The organism is Methanothermobacter sp. (assembly GCA_030055615.1).
GTDB lineage: Archaea > Methanobacteriota > Methanobacteria > Methanobacteriales > DSM-23052 > Methanothermobacter_A.
In genome coordinates this window covers 356746-372382 of sequence record JASFYN010000002.1, presented here as the reverse complement: position 1 = coordinate 372382, position 15637 = coordinate 356746, and the positions used below count along the sequence as shown (strand labels likewise).

The following is a 15637-nucleotide window of genomic DNA, read 5'->3' as shown; positions in this document are numbered from 1 at the left end:
CACTATAGTATTTCTTTGAGGATTTTGAGGATATTAGGGTAATCTTTCACCAGTCTGAAAATTGAAACCTTGGAATCTAAATTTAATTTTTTTCCTTTTAATGATTCTATCAAGTTATTTAGATCTTCGTCAGTTAGTTTATTAAGTATTTTCCGATACTTAAGGGATTTCATAATATTAACTCCAACTTTTTTATACCACCTTTTCTCATACACTTTTAAAAAGCCTGCATCGGTTCTACCTTCTTCTATGGCATCTGAAGCTGTTTCAGCGGCTATTTTCGCGCATTCTGCGGCTATGTGTATGCCCCCACCGGTTAATGGGTCTACTTGTCCTGCAGCGTCACCTACTACGAGCAGACCATCAGTATAGGTTCTTTTAACAGGCCCTCCAATAGGTACGGCTCCTATATTGAATTCTATTTCGGTCGCATTTAATTTTGATGTGAATTTTTTAAGATAATATTGTGCACTTTTCATGTTCCATTCTTTTCTACGTATTCCAACGCCAATGTTCGCCCTTTTTTCGCCTTTTGGGAATATCCAGAAGTAACCGCCGGGTGCTATTTTATTTCCGAGATAGAATTCCATTATTTCATTTTTAACATTAACGCCCACCATCTCTGACTGGGCGCATGAACAGATTTCATCTACTTTAAACCTTGTATCTAGGCCTGCTTTTCTGGCGATTTTTGATTGTATCCCATCCGCAGCTATAACGATCTCTGAACTGATATCAAATCTTTGACCATTTTTTTTAACTATCACACCATTAATTTTACCATCTTTGATTATCAGATCTTTTGCTGTTGTATTAACCATTATATCGGTTCCTTGTTCAGCTGCTAAAATGGCAAGGTGTTTGTCAAATATTTTTCTTTCAACAATATAACCTGTTATCATAGGGTCCCTGGTTAGGAAACTTGCACCAGAAGGTGCATGAATGCATGCACCTTTAATCCTAGTGCAAGTGAATTTTGGTGATGGGTTTATTTTCATGGATTTGAAGAAGGTGTCACTCACACCCCCGGCACATTGTACTGGTGTGCCTATTTCAGGGTTTTTTTCTATCATAAGGACCTTGAGACCCTTCTTCGAGGCGTAAAACGAGGATATAGATCCGGATACTCTGCCTCCTACTACTATGAGGTCATATTTCATGATTTGCACCCTTTATTTGTATAGCGTTCACTGGACATACTATACTGCAGGTACCGCATTCCCTACATTCTCCATTTATCATGACAATCTTTTCCATTTCTAAGACTTCATATGGGCATACATTTACACAAGCGCCGCAACACCCACATTTATCTAATAGCCTCAATTAACCACCCTATTTTTTTAGAGTGTGCAGAGCGAAGATTTTAATCAGATGAATTGATGGGAATTATGTCTAATTTTACCTATAAAAGACCTTTTATTAGAACTGTTAAGGGTGAGATGGGTTTATAATCATTCTAATCATTAACTTAACCGTTAACTTAATATACCAGTTTTTTATTATTTATTAATTACCATGCAGGGGTGCCCGAGCGGCCAAAGGGGGAGGACTTAAGATCCTCTGGCGCAGGCCTTCGAGGGTTCAAATCCCTTCCCCTGCACTAGACCCATACTTATTCTGGCCTTAGTAGCTCAGTGGTAGAGCGCTGCCTTGGTAAGGCAGAGGTCGGGGGTTCAAATCCCCCCTAAGGCTTTGTAGGTGATTTGATTCTTTCATAGATATGATTTTATGAGAAGTAATGTTTTTTTAGGTGATGGAATTGTCTAAGGCGTTTGATATAATAATGGCAGGTGTAATATCGGGTATAGTAGCGTTCACTACCCAAAAGCTTGGAGTGGGTGGAACTGCATTAGGCGCTGTTTTAGGGTCAATGCTCTATCAACTCTTATCTCATTACCTTAGAGAGCCCCTAGAGGATGTTAAAACGCAGATAGTGGAGGATAAGATAGTTTTTACAATCCCGCTTATGATTATACTCATAATAGAAGTTATAAATTTCTTGGCCAATTTTTATTGGAGATCTGAGAGTATAATTTATCTTTTAGAAGGTGTAACCCATTGGAATCTTTTCAAGTCAATGGGTCTTGGACTTCTTATAATGGGGTTATACCCTTTCTTGAAGCCAGATGAGATAAAGAAATTTCATGGTTACTTGCTTGTATTCGCAGGTTTATTGCTCCTTTTAAGGGGATTTGTGGATGTGAATTCTTCTATTGTGAAATTTTATAGTCTATTATTTTATCAGTTTGATGCTTTGATCTCTGTTATTATTATTACTATCCTACTTTATGTGATAGCTATTATACTTAATGAGTCTATAATTATAATAACTGGAAATAAGCAATTGTAATGGATGCGATGGAAATGTCCCGGAGGAACGCCACTCTTAAGGCTATAATTGATGTGATATTATATGAAAATCCTTCTACGCAGGATGAGATCGCTGAAAAGTTGGGAATTACGCGGCGTTATGTTACTAAGTTACTTAGGCCGCTTATAAAGAAGGGTGTTGTTAAGAGGGCTTATATGGTTGATCTTCAGAAATTTGAGGAATTTGCGGATGTTTTTGGTGAGGAAGTGACTTCGAGGGAGTATGCTGGGAGTTTTTTCATCAAGGAGCTTTTGAAGGATATGGCGAGGCATGTGTGTAAGCAGCTTGAAAAGTCATTTAAAGCTTTTGCCACTTATGATAAAGAGCTTGCAGATGAAGCTCTTAGGATGGATTATGTTACTAATCATATGCATGAAAAGATCAGGTCTTCAGTTGATACTGCAATTGCTATGAATCCATATTCTGAGTTTGGGAGGGCTGTGGTATTCACTGAAATAGCCTATGATCTTGAACGTATAGGTGATCATTCAGGTATAATAGCTAATTTCACGGTTAAGGAAGCGTATCCTGTGGATCCTGAGATTATGGATTATCTTCGTTGGATGTATGAAACTGCTATTAGCATGGTTAAAAAGGCTATGAAAGCTTTCCTTAATGAAAGATTGGAACTTAAAGATGATGTTATGAAACTTGAGAAGAAGATGCATAGGATACAGAGAAAAGCGCTTAATTGTATTGCTACTCAAATGGCTGAAACGTCTTTTGATGAGAAAGAGCGTTCAACATACTATATTTCGCTTTCAAGGGTAGTTAAGACCTTTGAGAGAATAGGGGATATTTCTGTGGAGATTGTGGATACTGCGGGTGAGTTTTATATGAATATTCCACGTACAATTACTCCTGAGAGGTTCAGAAAGTTGTAGATTTTTTGGTTATGAAAAAATGGAAGGCGTTCCCAACATTTATTTCAGAGATTGTTGGGTTGATATAACAGAAAGTGCATTAAATGGAGTTTTTGAATTTTGCATTTTTTTATTTGGTTTTTTTCCGTGATATTGTATTTCTTCGAGTTTTAAGGTTTTTCTGAATGGTTCTTCTTGTGATTCTTCGTTTATGTGGGCTATTAATCCTGGTAATCTTCCTATCATGAATATTCCGGTTCCTGTGCTCCAGTGGAATCCTATGTCTGATAATATTGCTGCGTTAGCTCCGTCGATATTTAGGTGTATTTTTTTGGAGTTGTATAGTATTTTTTCTATTTCTTTTGCTAATTGTGTGTGTGGTCCTGTGCATTTTAGTTCTTTTGCTATTTTTAGTATTTTTGTTGCTCTGGGGTCTTTTTGGTGGTATCTGTGACCATAACCAGGTATTTTCTTTCCCATTTGTAGGTGTTCTTCCACGATTTTCTCTGCTAATACTGGTATATCTTTTTGGGATTTACAAATACTTATGGTTTCTTGGAATAATTTCATGGCTTTTTCTATAGCGCCAGCATGGTTTTCGCCGAAGGCTAATAAACCGGCGGCTAGAGAGGCGTTTAAAGATGAACCTGTTGATCTGGTGAGACGGGCGACTTGTGTGCTTGGTGGTGTAACACCATGGTCGCAGAAGGATACTAGTATGGCATTAAGCATTTTGGATTTATTTTTAGAGGGCAAATCGCCCATTAATAGTAAAAATATGACTTCGGGGAAGGAAAGATTTTCAATTAAATCTTCTATTAAATAACCACGTGTAATTATACAATTTTTTTCAATGAGGGTTATGGATGTCCTCCAACGACAAATATTAAACTTAAAAATTTCTTTTAAGGATTTTTCTGTTATCATAACTATTCACCATACCAGGCTTATATGTCATCATATTTATACTTTTAGTGTAGTTTTGTTCATATAATATGAACAAAATCCTATCATCAAATATTTTTGTTCATAAAATACGAAATATAATTCACTAATAGTAAAATTTAAATAAGTTTACAGCCAACTTAAAAATTGGTGATAAAAAATGGACACCAAAACAATTTTAGGGATAATAGTCGCCATAATTATAATAATAGGAGCCATAGTAGTCCTAGGCGGCCAGGGTGAAGAAAAAAGGATCGATATAGTAGGTTCAACATCTGTACAGCCGGTGGCTGAAAAACTTGCAGCCGAGTACATGAAAAAACATCCAGATGTTAAAATAAACGTACAAGGCGGAGGATCAAGTGTAGGCATTACACAAGCACAACAAGGAACAGCAGACATAGGCACATCCTCCAAAGAACTAAAAGAAGACGAAAAGAAAGGCCTTAAAGTATACCTCATAGGTAAAGATGGTATAGTCGTAATCGTGAATAAACAAAACAACATCCAAGGCCTTACAACAGAACAAGTCAGAGACATATTCAGTGGAAAAATACGAAACTGGAAGGAAGTAGGAGGCCCAGATGCCCCGATAACAGTTATAACAAGGGAAGAAGGTTCAGGAACGCGTAAAGCATTTGAAGAAATTGTGATGAAGAAAGAAGCTAAAATAAGAAAAGATGCAATCGTAGAAAGTTCCACAGAGGCAGTTAAACAAGCTGTTAAGCAAGACCCCAATGCCATCGGCTTTATATCACTTGCTAACCTCGATGACACCGTTAAAGCACTTGAAATCGATGGTATAATACCATCAGAGAAGACAGTAGCCGATGGGTCATACAAACTCCAGAGACCATTCTTGTTCCTTACAAAGGGCGAACCGACTGGCGTGGTAAAAGACTTCATTGATTGGGTCCTAAGCCCAGAAGGACAAGAAATAATAAGATCCGAGAAAATAGTCCCAGCCAAACAATAGAATCCAAACCCCCTATTTTCTCTTTTTTAGAACCTCCTGAAATGAAATATATTATATATTAATTAAGGAAAACTATTTTTTAGGGGAATAATATTTTCAAGGTGATACATTTGGAGATAAAATGGAAAGGGGGGATACTACTCATATTTGTCATCGTACTCTACCTATTATTCAGACCAGGCGTCCATTATGAGAGGATCGAGATAGCAGGTTCAACATCTGTACAGCCGGTGGCTGAAAAACTTGCAGCCGAGTACATGAAAAAACATCCAGATGTTAAAATAAACGTACAAGGCGGAGGATCTGGTATGGGCATCCGAACAGCCCAACAAGGCGTTGTAGACATAGGCACAAGTTCAAAATCACTTAAACCCGAAGAAAAGGATGGTTTAAAAGAATATGTTATCGGAAAAGATGGTATAGTGATAGCAGTGAACAAAGAAAACCCCATAGACGACCTGACAAAAGAACAACTTAGAGACATATTCAGTGGAAAAATACGAAACTGGAAGGAAGTAGGAGGCCCAGACGCTGAAATACATGTCATAGTCCGAGAAGAGGGATCAGGGACTAGAAGTTCATTCCAGAGCTTAGTAATGAAGGATGCTAAAATACGTTCTGATGCGATAGTTCAAGGATCCACAGAATCAGTTAAACAATCAGTTAAACAAGACCCTTATGCTATTGGTTTTGTTTCAATGTCCCATATGAGTGATGATGTAAAAGCCCTCAAAATTGATGGTGTCCAACCATCTGAGAGGACAGTCGCTGATGGGTCATATCCACTTGTTGTTCCGTTCATATTCCTCACAAAGGGCGAACCAACCGGTGTTGTGAAGGACTTCATAAAGTGGGTTTTTTCACCAGAAGGACAAAACATAATAAGAAGTGAAAGAGTTGTGCCCGCAATAGCAAATGTTTCAGATGATGACTAAAATTGTGGGGGTTATACCATGATAAGTAGGACAAGGGAAATGCTAATTGAAAAGGGACTTTTCCTAACCGCAATATTCTCAATAATAATCATACTACTAATAGTACTTTTCATCTTCAGAGAAGCCATACCAATATTCCAAGAATATGGTTTTATACATTTCATATTCGGTTGGGAATGGGCCCCTTCAGATGGAGAATATGGCGTATTTACAATGATAGTAGGATCATTATGTATTACTTTCCTTTCACTTGCCATTGCAGTTCCCTTCTCCTTTTTATGCGCAATTTTCATGGCAGAAATAGCACCACAATTCATGAGAAGAATCCTCAAACCAGTCATTGAAACACTAGCAGCCATACCATCTGTTGTATACGGATTCTTTGGCCTCATAGTCTTAGTACCCCTTGTAAGAACACATATCGGGGGCACAGGTTTCGGCATACTTACAGCATCATTAATACTGGCCATCATGATAATGCCCACGATAATAAGCGTATCAGAAGATGCGATCAAATCAGTCCCATTGGAATACAAGGAGGCGTCACTCGCCCTAGGAGCAACCCATTGGCAGACAATAAGGCATGTAATAGTCCCAGCTGCAATACCTGGTATAATTACATCTATTATCCTCGCGATGGGAAGAGCCATCGGTGAAACATTAGCAGTTATCATGGTAGCAGGTAACGTAGCACAAATCCCAAGTTCAATATTAGACCCTGTGAGAGCATTAACATCAAACATAGCCCTTGAGATGGGATATGCAACAGGATTACATTACAGCGCACTTTTTGGGACGGCTGTAATATTATTCATAGTCATCATGATATTGCTGGTAATCGCCAACTACTTCCACTACAAGAAAAAGATAGTAGTCGGAGGAGGCTACCTATAGGGTGATTAAAATGTCATTTAAGCTTATTTCACCTAAAACCGCCCAGAAAATAATGAATGGAGTACTATGGGCTTCTGGGATATTCACAATAGTAATATTGATAGTGATCATAGGCTACATACTCTTCAAGGGTTTGCCAGCAGTTAACCTCGAATTCTTATTGTCAGAGCCAATAGATTCTGGTAGAGCTGGTGGTATAGCCCCGATGATAGTATCAAGCATTTATGTGACGCTATTAGCGGTTTTAATCGCAACACCCCTTGGTGTTGGAGCTGCAGTTTACATGGCGGAATATGCTGGTGAAACGCAGATAGTTAAGCTCATAAAATTTGGCGCTGAAACATTAGCATCAATACCTTCAATAGTCTTCGGATTATTTGGATTGTCATTCTTTGTTATATTCCTTGGACTTGGATGGTCCCTCCTTTCAGGGGGTCTTGTACTTGCGCTCATGGCTTTACCCACAATATTCCAGGTGGCCGTAGTATCTATTGAAAGCGTGCCAAGATCTTACAGGGAAGCAAGCTGGGCATTAGGCGCTACTAACTGGGAAACAATCTACAGGGTTGTGATACCAGCAGCAATGCCAGGAATAGTCACGGGGATAATATTGGGGATGGCTAGAGCCATATCAGAGGCTGCTGCGGTAATGTTTGTCGTTGGATCAGCCCTTTCAATGCCAATTTCTATCTTCGATCCTGGAAGACCTCTTCCATTACATTTATATGTGCTTGCCACAGAGGGTCTTTCACTTAAAAACGCTTATGGGACTGCAGCTGTCCTTGTGATAATAGTTCTTATTATTACAATCACTACCAATACTCTTGTTGAAAGGTACAGGAGGAAGATGATGGGGCGATGACCATGTACAGGATTGAAGTTGAAGATTTAAACGTTTACTTTGGTGAAGACCACATTTTAAAGGATGTAAATTTGAAGATACCTAAGAATACCGTGACAGCGCTTATAGGCCCATCTGGTTGTGGTAAATCAACTTTTATAAGGACACTTAATAGGATGAATGATGTTATACCTGGTTTCCGACATGAAGGTCATGTTTACTTAGATGGGAAGGACATCTATGATCCCGACGTAGATGTAGTTGAGTTGAGAAAAAAAGTTGGTATGGTTTTCCAAAAGCCGAATCCTTTCCCAAAATCCGTATTTGAAAATGTTGCATATGGTCTCCGTGTCCATGGGATAACTGACAAGGAAGTGATAGAGAATAGAGTTATAGAAAGTTTGAAGGCAGCTGCACTCTGGGATGAAGTTAAAGACAAATTAGATCAGACAGCTCTTAGCCTTTCAGGGGGACAGCAACAGCGTCTGTGTATTGCAAGGACGATAGCTATAGAACCAGAGGTAATATTAATGGATGAACCATGTTCTGCGTTAGATCCTATTTCAACCACTAAAATTGAAGATCTAATACACAAACTAAAGCGCAAGTTCACAATAATAATAGTGACACACAATATGCAACAGGCTACAAGAGTTTCAAAGTACACTGCATTCTTTTTAAACGGTGAAATCGTCGAAAGCGGTTTGACAGAGAAGATTTTCGTAGAACCACAGGACAAAAGGACAGAAGAATATATAACTGGTAGATTTGGATAATTTTTCGGTTTCTAGGAGGAATGTTATGGAGAAAAAATATCCAAGAATACTCTTCAGAAAAAGGTTAAAAGATTTGAGGAAAGATGTGGAAAAAATAGCCCAGAAAACCCTTGAAACACATAAAAAGTCTACAAAACTTTTATTCGATTTCGACAAAAAGAAAAAGGAAGAGGTAATATCAGCCAGTAAAGAGATAGATGATATGGTATTTAACCTTGAAAGGAAATGTATAAGTTTAATAGCCGCTGAACAGCCAGTTGCAAAGGATCTGAGATTTATAGAAGCTTGTATAAAGGTTGGAAGCCATCTTAAAAGGATAGGATACCTTGCAGCTGATATAGCAGAATATTCCGAGAACATAAAAGATGAGGAAATACCCAAAAAACCTATGGAGGATCTCATTCACATGGCAGATTTTGTCCAGATGATGCTCTCTAAGGGAATATATTCATTCCTTGATCAAAACATAGAAATGGCAAAGGAACTCAGACATGACGATGATAAAGTGGATGACTTATTTGACCAAACACTAGAACATGTAACGATTAGCATGTTCAAAGATAAAGAATCCATAAATTATCTTGTGAACCTATTGTTCATAGCAAGATTCCTTGAAAGAGTGGCTGACAGGGCTGTGAGCATAGCTGACAGGACAATATTCATGATAACATGTGAAAAACCATAAAAATTAGAAAAGGGAGGGAGACTGTTACCCCCCCTCTAAATTGTATTTTTTTTTTAGGGGTTTTATTTTAGGATGGCGGTGGCATGTCTTGAAGCCCAACATTGTATGCAGACTCCGATAGGTAACCCTGCAGTATGTGTGTGAGCAGTTTCTATCTTAACATCTAATGCGGTTGTTTTACCACCGAGCCCCATTGGACCTATACCACTCCTATTTATTTCATTGAGTATGCTCTCTTCTAGTTCTGCTATTTTCTTGTTTTCGTTTCGTTCTCCAATTTTTTTAAGTAAAGCTTTTTTGGCCAGTTTTAATGCGAGCTCAGAAGATCCACCAACACCCACCCCTACTATTATAGGTGGGCATGGTTTACCACCTGCTTTCATCACTGTTTCAATCACGAAATCCTTAACACCTTCAAGGCCTTCACTGGGAAGTCCCATTCTTAGCCTGTTATTATTCTCTGAACCAAAACCCTTTGGCATGACAGTTATTTCAAGAAAATCAGTATCTACTAGTTCTAAGTCTATCTGTGGGATCATTTTACCAGTGTTATCCCCAGTATTCTCCCTTGAAATAGGATCCACGACATTAGGCCTTAATGGAACCTGGGATGTTGCCATTCTAACTCCTTCTATGATCCCATCATAGAGTCTTTCAACTTTAACATTACCCATTTTCACGAATACTATTGGGAGTCCTGTATCTTGGCATATTGGTATCTTTTTTTCCTTGGCGATCTTTATATTGTCTAGGATGGCCTTCAAATTTAATAATGCTATTTCATCCTCTTCTTCTCTGAAAGCCTTTTTTAGGGCTGATTCAACATCTTTAGGCAGTGTTGTGGTGGCTTTTTTGAAAAGTTGGCATACTGTTTCCTTGACTTTTTCTTGGCCGATCATGGGATCCTCCTAGCGTCTATAATTGGATTAAGTCTTTGATCTTTTTAAGTTCAGTTGCTAGTTTATCCCTCTTGGTGGATAATAAATCCTCTGAACTTTCTATTAAAGCTCTTGTGGGACAGACTGAAATACAGAGTGGTTTATTGTATTCTATGCATAGGTCACATTTACGTGGAGTTCCATGTTCATCCATGTAAATTGCGCCGATTGGACAAGCTTCCTGGCATAAACCGCAACCTGCACATTTTTCTTCATCGATTATTATGGCTCCCTCTTTTTCTATTATGGCATTTTCTGGGCAGATGTTTAGACAGGGGGCTTTTTCTGGAGCGCAGTGCATGCAAAAAATTGGCACACCATTTAATAGGCGGATAGCGTTCCTGGGGCATATTCTTTCACATTTCATGCATTCATCACACAATTCTGGACTTAAAATTAACTCTCGCAATGTTAGCCCCCCCTATTTTAGTTTCTCCTCGGCCTTTTTGCTTTTTGAGACCAATTCTAGTATGTCGAATCTTGGTTTTGCGGTTCCTGCCATTTTTGCTATGTATTTTTCTTGTTTTTCGAGTTTTAGTTTTTCAGCGTCTACTATGGACAAGGCCCTTTTGGAGCAGGCTTTTATGCAAGCTGGTGTGTCTAGTTTTGGGCATTGGTTACATTTGTGGGCTTTTCTTTCTGATAATACTATGGCACCGAATGGGCATACTATCATGCAGAGTCCGCAGCCTATACATCTTTCAAGGTCTATGGTTTCATCGATTGCTTCAGTGGGACATATCGCCTTGCATGGGGCGTCTTCGCACTGTTGACATATTATAGGATAGTATGTCCCGTTTATTTCACGTATTATTATCCTAGGAGCCCCATAGAGCTCTTCACAGGCCTCTTCGCAATCTCCGCAACCGTCACATAATTCTGGTTGGCTCAAGATCTTTTTCAACTTTTATCCTCCACTCTATATTCTAAGCTCTGCACATATCTTGTCTATATACTCTTGTATTTTGGCCTTCTCTTTCTCTTTTAAATGTTTGAATCTTCTCTGGGCATCTAGGTATTCGGTGACTGGCTTACGCTGTATTGGCCTATAAGTGACCCTGAATTCTCCTTCTTCTATCTCGTATAATAGCCAGGCACCTGTTTCTACTGCGAGTCTTCCGATCTCTATCGTCTTTGATGGGTCGAATCCCCATCCTGTTGTGCATGGTTGATGTAAGTGTATGTATGCTGGTCCTTCTATCTCCTTGGCTTTTTTAACTTTTTTCATGAAATCTTCTGGGTATGATATTGATGCTGTTGCTACATATGGTACTCCATGGGCTGCCATGATGAATGGCATGTTCTTTTTTGGCCTGTCTTCGCCGAAGCTCTTTCTGCCTGGTGGTGATGTTGTGGTTGATGCACCATAGGGTGTTGCTCCACTTCTTTGTATTCCTGTGTTCATGTATGCTTCGTTATCGTAACAAATGTAGATGATGTTATGGCCTCGTTCCATGGCCCCTGAAAGGGCTTGCATGCCTATGTCTGCTGTTCCACCGTCACCTGCGAATGCGACCACATTTATATCCTTTTTGCCCTTGGCTTTCAAGGCTCTTTCTATGCCTGCGGCAACTGCAGCTGCATTTTCAAATGCTACGTGTATCCATGGTATTTCCCATGCTGTCTCTGGGTAGGGTGTTGTGATAACTTCTAAGCAGCCGGTTGATGAAACTGCTATTGTATTTTTGCCTAGTACTTTTAATGCTAATCTTACACCTAGGGTTGCGCCGCATCCTGCGCAAGCACGGTGACCTGGGGCGAGGAGTTCTTCTTTTGGGATTTCCATTTAGGATCCCTCCTTTAATCCGATCCATGTGATGTCCTTTTCTGGTTTTTCTGTTTTCTCCACAATTTCCTTAACATTTTGGGGTGTTACGTCGCGTCCTCCTAATCCTAGGATGAAATTGTAGATTTCTTTGTCGCGTATTTTCGCCATCATATCTGTGTAGAGTGCTCCTCCCATGCTAAATGTGATGTTTTTGTCGAGGACTGCTATTTTATCAGCGTCTTTGATTGCTTTATAAATTTCTTTTGCTGGGAATGGTCTGTAGACTCTTACCTTGAGTAGGCCGACTTTTTTACCTTCTTTTCTGAATTCATCGACTAATTCTTTTAGGGTACTGCAGAGTGATCCCATTGCCACGAGCACGATATCGGCGTCTTCGCATTGGTATTCTTCGATGAAGTTGTATTTGCGGTTGAATGTTTCGTTGAATTCTTTGTTGACTTTTTCTATGATTTTTTTGGATCTTTGTGTGGCTTCTTCGATTTGGTATCTTGCTTCCATGTAGTAGTTTGGGTCTGTGAATGTTCCGAGGGACATTGGATTTTCTGGGTCTAATATTGCATGTTCTGGTTTATACTCTGGCAAGAAGTTGTCTACTTCTTCTTCTGGGAGTATTTCAACTGGTTCTACTGTGTGTGTTAATATGAACCCGTCTAGGCAGACCATGCTGGGTAGGAGTACCTTTTTGTTTTCTGATACTTTATAGGATATGAGTATGGAGTCAAAGGCTTCTTGTGCGCTTTCGACGTATACTTGTATCCAGCCTGAATCTCTTTCTGCTATGGAGTCTTGGTGGTCGTTCCATATGCTTAGGGGGGCTGAGAGTGATCTGTTGGCGTTTGCCATTACGATTGGGTTTCTGAGTCCTGCTGCTACAAATAGCATTTCGTGCATTAGTGCTAGTCCTTGGGATGATGTTGCTGTGAATACTCTTGCACCGGCTGCTGATGCTCCTATGCATGCGCTCATGGCGCTGTGTTCTGATTCTACCCGTATGTATTCTGCTTCTAGTTCTCCGTTGGCTACGAATTGTGCTAGGTACTCTGATATTGATGTTTGTGGTGTTATTGGATAAACGGGTATGACTTCTGGTTTGGCGAGTTTCACGGCTTCTGCGACCGCCCGATTTGTTGATATTACTTTTAGTGTCATTTTTCCTCACTCCGGGTTATCTTTCTCTTTCCATTTTTATTGCTTTTACGGGGCATTCTTCTGCGCATATCCCGCATCCTTTGCAGTAATCATAATCTATTTCATATTCTGGGCTTATGCACGCGTCTGGGCAGAATAATATGCAGTTGTCGCATTCTATACATTTTTCTTTGTCAAGGATTGGTTTGAAGGTTCTCCAGCTGCCTGTTTTGTTTTTTCGGGTGCTTCCAGGTTCTTTTACGGTGGCTCCAATTTCCATTTATATTCACCTTTTTATGTTTTCATAGGCTTTCTTAGCAGCCTCTGCGTTCTTTTCTCCGATTTTGCCGGGGAATGTTTCTTTGATTATCTTTATGATGGCGTCTATTGTTACTTCTTCTGTTGCCCCTGCGAATGCTCCGAGCATTGTTGTGTTTACAATGGGTCGGCCTAGGATTTCTAATGCTATGCCTGTGGCATCGATGGTATATTTTTTGGCTTCTGGAGGTGTTTGGGGTTCTTCTCTTGTGTTTATTATGACTGCGCCGTTGGTTTTTAGTCCTGCGAATACGTCAACGACTTCTAGGAGGCCGTCATCTAGTACGACAACGTAATCGGGGTTGTAAATTTGATGTCTTCTTCTTATGGGTTTTTCATCTAGTCTTGTGAAGGCCATGACAGGGGCGCCTCTTCGTTCCACGCCAAAAAATGGGAAGGCCTGTGAGTACTTTCCATCCTCGAATGCGGCTTTTGCGAGGATTTCTGCTGCTGTTACGGCACCTTGTCCGCCGCGTCCATGAAATCGGATTTCGATCATGGTCTACCTCCAATTTTTCATTGTTAATCATTATAAAATTTTAGTATATATACATGATGGTCTTCTATAAAATCAAAGAGGGATAAAATGAAAGTTCTTATAATCACAGGAAAGCTCGCAGGAGACCTCGTAATAAAAGCTTCATCTACTACAAAGCATGATGTACACGTCCATATCGCAGACATACTCATAGCAGCTTTTCTAACCCCCCGTCAAATAATAAATGAAATAAAAAAATTAGATGATTCTATAATCTCAGAATTGGACCTTATACTTATACCAGGCTTAATACCCAGGGATGCCAGTATAATAACAAAGGAGACAGGAATACCCGCTTATAAGGGCCCCACGGATGCTGCTGACCTTCCAATAGTACTTGATCTTTTGGATAAATTGAAGTTGTCACCCAAGAAAGCTGCTGACAGGCTCATAGAGGAAGAACAGCGAAAAAGGGCCCTTAAGTTTATAAAAGATTTTGAAGAAGATGAAGAAAAACGTGAGAAACTACTTAAAAAAGAAGAAAACATCCTTGTAGGTGATCTCCCAGTTGGAAGGGACTTTCCAATGAGAGTCTTGGCAGAAGTCGCGAAGGCACCATTCCTAAAAAAAGAAGAATTAATAAAACAAGTTAAATATCTCGTGAAAAATGGGGCTGACATAATAGACATCAGGACAATACCTGGCGAAAACTTATCAAAAAGAATACCAGAAATTATAAAAACAGTGAAAAAAGTGGCTGGCAACCTCCCAGTGAGTATTGACACCCTAAACCCTGAGGAAATAGAAGCAGCTGTCAAAGCCGGTGCACAGTTAGTTCTAAGCCTTGATCACGGAAACTACGAAGAACTATTACCACTGTTAAAAGAAAAAAACATACCAGCAGTCATACTCCCCACAGATTATACTAGAGGTTGGATACCTGAAACGGCCAAGGAAAGAGTGGAATCTTTAGAATCCCTAAAGAAAAAATGTAAAGGTATAAATGTTATCCCAGACCCTATACTGGATCCTGTCAACAGTAAAAGTATCGTAGATTCAATAAAAGCTTGCAGAGAATATACTTCAAGAAACCCGGAGCCAATATTCTTTGGCGCGGGTAATGTCGCGGAACTCATAGATGTGGATTCAACAGGAGTGAACGCCTTACTCGCGGGCATGGGCATGGAATTAGGCGCTGGCATACTCTTCACACCGGAAGTAAGCAGTAAAAATAAAGGCAGCACATACGAACTCGCAGTAGCATCACGCATGATGTTTCTTGCAAAAAATAGAAAATCAATCCCCAAAAACCTAGGTATAGACCTCATACTCTTCAAGGACAAAAGAAAACATGAAAAAATAAAAGAAAAAATAAAAGTTCCCATATTAGAAGCACAAGGCGGGATCAAATTCACACAAGATAAAGCAGGAAGTTTCAAAATACTAGTAGAAGATGGTAAAATAAAAGTGATACACTACAAAAACATGGAACCACAAATTGCACTAGTATCAGATAATGCCAAAAAACTCTATGAAGAAATAATAAAAAAGAACCTTGTAACCCGCCTAGAACATGCAGCATACCTGGGAGCCGAACTACAAAAAGCTGAAATAGCGCTCATCACGGGAAAAGACTACAGACAAGATCTTGAACTTTTCAGAAAACCATTCAAACTATGAACTATCATGGGGAGCAA

At 39.5% G+C, this 15637-nt stretch carries 19 protein-coding genes and 2 tRNA genes; 11 read left to right on the top strand and 10 right to left on the bottom strand.

Annotation, left to right across the window (positions count from 1 at the left end; genetic code table 11):
* Positions 1-2 precede the first annotated feature (2 nt).
* Positions 3-1160, bottom strand: a complete 1158-nt coding sequence (locus QFX38_05205) for an NAD(P)/FAD-dependent oxidoreductase (GenBank protein ID MDI9624263.1) — start codon at positions 1158-1160, stop codon at positions 3-5.
* Positions 1150-1326, bottom strand: coding sequence for a 4Fe-4S binding protein (locus QFX38_05200; GenBank protein MDI9624262.1), 177 nt, complete (start codon positions 1324-1326; stop codon positions 1150-1152). Before QFX38_05200 ends, QFX38_05205 begins: the two co-directional genes overlap by 11 nt.
* 194 nt (positions 1327-1520) lie before the next feature.
* On the opposite strand from QFX38_05200, the gene QFX38_05195 reads away from it, so the two are divergent.
* The 4 genes from QFX38_05195 to QFX38_05180 all read left to right on the top strand — a co-directional run bounded on the left by QFX38_05195 (position 1521) and on the right by QFX38_05180 (position 3258).
* Positions 1521-1603, top strand: a tRNA-Leu gene (locus QFX38_05195).
* A 20-nt stretch (positions 1604-1623) separates the two neighbouring features.
* Positions 1624-1695 (top strand) — tRNA-Thr (locus QFX38_05190).
* A gap of 61 nt (positions 1696-1756) precedes the next feature.
* On the top strand, positions 1757-2353 hold the full coding sequence (locus QFX38_05185) for a hypothetical protein (GenBank protein ID MDI9624261.1): 597 nt from the start codon (positions 1757-1759) through the stop codon (positions 2351-2353).
* Between the two features lie 14 nt (positions 2354-2367).
* Positions 2368-3258: a PhoU domain-containing protein gene (locus QFX38_05180; GenBank protein MDI9624260.1), complete on the top strand. Its 891-nt coding sequence runs from the start codon at positions 2368-2370 to the stop codon at positions 3256-3258.
* A gap of 39 nt (positions 3259-3297) precedes the next feature.
* On the opposite strand, the gene QFX38_05175 is transcribed toward QFX38_05180, so the two are convergent.
* On the bottom strand, positions 3298-4164 hold the full coding sequence (locus tag QFX38_05175) for a citryl-CoA lyase (GenBank protein MDI9624259.1): 867 nt from the start codon (positions 4162-4164) through the stop codon (positions 3298-3300).
* 178 nt (positions 4165-4342) lie between these two features.
* Between QFX38_05175 and QFX38_05170 the strand changes: the two genes are divergently transcribed.
* The 6 genes from QFX38_05170 (at position 4343) to phoU (ending at position 9289) form a co-directional block, all read left to right on the top strand.
* A complete protein-coding gene (locus QFX38_05170; protein MDI9624258.1) occupies positions 4343-5158 on the top strand; it encodes a phosphate ABC transporter substrate-binding protein in 816 nt (271 codons plus the stop codon).
* A gap of 104 nt (positions 5159-5262) precedes the next feature.
* Positions 5263-6093, top strand: a complete 831-nt coding sequence (locus QFX38_05165) for a phosphate ABC transporter substrate-binding protein (protein MDI9624257.1) — start codon at positions 5263-5265, stop codon at positions 6091-6093.
* An 18-nt stretch (positions 6094-6111) separates the two neighbouring features.
* Positions 6112-6987, top strand: a complete 876-nt coding sequence (gene pstC / locus QFX38_05160) for a phosphate ABC transporter permease subunit PstC (protein ID MDI9624256.1) — start codon at positions 6112-6114, stop codon at positions 6985-6987.
* A 10-nt stretch (positions 6988-6997) separates the two neighbouring features.
* Positions 6998-7849, top strand: a complete 852-nt coding sequence (gene pstA, locus QFX38_05155; GenBank protein ID MDI9624255.1) for a phosphate ABC transporter permease PstA — start codon at positions 6998-7000, stop codon at positions 7847-7849.
* Positions 7850-7851: 2 nt separating this feature from the next.
* The gene (gene pstB, locus QFX38_05150) at positions 7852-8604 is read left to right on the top strand and encodes a phosphate ABC transporter ATP-binding protein PstB (protein ID MDI9624254.1); all 753 of its coding nucleotides are present in this window, start codon (positions 7852-7854) and stop codon (positions 8602-8604) included.
* A 25-nt stretch (positions 8605-8629) separates the two neighbouring features.
* The gene (gene phoU, locus QFX38_05145) at positions 8630-9289 is read left to right on the top strand and encodes a phosphate signaling complex protein PhoU (GenBank protein MDI9624253.1); all 660 of its coding nucleotides are present in this window, start codon (positions 8630-8632) and stop codon (positions 9287-9289) included.
* A gap of 62 nt (positions 9290-9351) precedes the next feature.
* Here phoU and QFX38_05140 read toward each other — a convergent pair whose 3' ends face one another.
* The 7 genes from QFX38_05140 to porC are packed head-to-tail and all read right to left on the bottom strand — an operon-like array spanning position 9352 to position 13961.
* Positions 9352-10188, bottom strand: a complete 837-nt coding sequence (locus QFX38_05140; GenBank protein MDI9624252.1) for a fumarate hydratase — start codon at positions 10186-10188, stop codon at positions 9352-9354.
* Between the two features lie 16 nt (positions 10189-10204).
* The gene (locus QFX38_05135; protein MDI9624251.1) at positions 10205-10636 is read right to left on the bottom strand and encodes a 4Fe-4S binding protein; all 432 of its coding nucleotides are present in this window, start codon (positions 10634-10636) and stop codon (positions 10205-10207) included.
* Positions 10637-10648: 12 nt separating this feature from the next.
* Positions 10649-11131, bottom strand: coding sequence for a 4Fe-4S dicluster domain-containing protein (locus tag QFX38_05130; protein ID MDI9624250.1), 483 nt, complete (start codon positions 11129-11131; stop codon positions 10649-10651).
* A 15-nt stretch (positions 11132-11146) separates the two neighbouring features.
* Positions 11147-12013, bottom strand: a complete 867-nt coding sequence (gene porB, locus QFX38_05125; protein MDI9624249.1) for a pyruvate synthase subunit PorB — start codon at positions 12011-12013, stop codon at positions 11147-11149.
* The gene (porA, locus tag QFX38_05120) at positions 12014-13165 is read right to left on the bottom strand and encodes a pyruvate synthase subunit PorA (protein ID MDI9624248.1); all 1152 of its coding nucleotides are present in this window, start codon (positions 13163-13165) and stop codon (positions 12014-12016) included. It abuts the gene before it with no gap.
* A 16-nt stretch (positions 13166-13181) separates the two neighbouring features.
* Positions 13182-13424 carry a pyruvate synthase subunit PorD gene (gene porD / locus QFX38_05115; GenBank protein MDI9624247.1) on the bottom strand — a complete coding sequence of 81 codons (243 nt, stop codon included), beginning with the start codon at positions 13422-13424 and terminating at the stop codon, positions 13182-13184.
* Between the two features lie 6 nt (positions 13425-13430).
* Positions 13431-13961, bottom strand: a complete 531-nt coding sequence (gene porC / locus QFX38_05110) for a pyruvate synthase subunit PorC (GenBank protein MDI9624246.1) — start codon at positions 13959-13961, stop codon at positions 13431-13433.
* An 87-nt stretch (positions 13962-14048) separates the two neighbouring features.
* On the opposite strand from porC, the gene QFX38_05105 reads away from it, so the two are divergent.
* Entirely contained in the window at positions 14049-15620 is a 1572-nt protein-coding gene (locus tag QFX38_05105) for a dihydropteroate synthase-like protein (protein MDI9624245.1), read from the top strand.
* Positions 15621-15637 lie beyond the last annotated feature (17 nt).

Excerpts from the sequence above, each read along its gene's own strand:
- QFX38_05140 (MDI9624252.1), bottom strand. The coding sequence starts at position 10,188 with ATGATCGGCCAAGAAAAAGTCAAGGAAACAGTATGCCAACTTTTCAAA.
- QFX38_05185 (MDI9624261.1), top strand. The coding sequence starts at position 1,757 with ATGGAATTGTCTAAGGCGTTTGATATAATAATGGCAGGTGTAATATCG.
- pstC (MDI9624256.1), top strand. The coding sequence starts at position 6,112 with ATGATAAGTAGGACAAGGGAAATGCTAATTGAAAAGGGACTTTTCCTA.
- QFX38_05170 (MDI9624258.1), top strand. The coding sequence starts at position 4,343 with ATGGACACCAAAACAATTTTAGGGATAATAGTCGCCATAATTATAATA.
- QFX38_05175 (MDI9624259.1), bottom strand. The coding sequence starts at position 4,164 with ATGATAACAGAAAAATCCTTAAAAGAAATTTTTAAGTTTAATATTTGT.
- porD (MDI9624247.1), bottom strand. The coding sequence starts at position 13,424 with ATGGAAATTGGAGCCACCGTAAAAGAACCTGGAAGCACCCGAAAAAAC.
- porB (MDI9624249.1), bottom strand. The coding sequence starts at position 12,013 with ATGGAAATCCCAAAAGAAGAACTCCTCGCCCCAGGTCACCGTGCTTGC.
- porC (MDI9624246.1), bottom strand. The coding sequence starts at position 13,961 with ATGATCGAAATCCGATTTCATGGACGCGGCGGACAAGGTGCCGTAACA.
- porA (MDI9624248.1), bottom strand. The coding sequence starts at position 13,165 with ATGACACTAAAAGTAATATCAACAAATCGGGCGGTCGCAGAAGCCGTG.
- QFX38_05180 (MDI9624260.1), top strand. The coding sequence starts at position 2,368 with ATGTCCCGGAGGAACGCCACTCTTAAGGCTATAATTGATGTGATATTA.
- QFX38_05205 (MDI9624263.1), bottom strand. The coding sequence starts at position 1,160 with ATGAAATATGACCTCATAGTAGTAGGAGGCAGAGTATCCGGATCTATA.
- QFX38_05105 (MDI9624245.1), top strand. The coding sequence starts at position 14,049 with ATGAAAGTTCTTATAATCACAGGAAAGCTCGCAGGAGACCTCGTAATA.
- pstA (MDI9624255.1), top strand. The coding sequence starts at position 6,998 with ATGTCATTTAAGCTTATTTCACCTAAAACCGCCCAGAAAATAATGAAT.
- phoU (MDI9624253.1), top strand. The coding sequence starts at position 8,630 with ATGGAGAAAAAATATCCAAGAATACTCTTCAGAAAAAGGTTAAAAGAT.
- pstB (MDI9624254.1), top strand. The coding sequence starts at position 7,852 with ATGTACAGGATTGAAGTTGAAGATTTAAACGTTTACTTTGGTGAAGAC.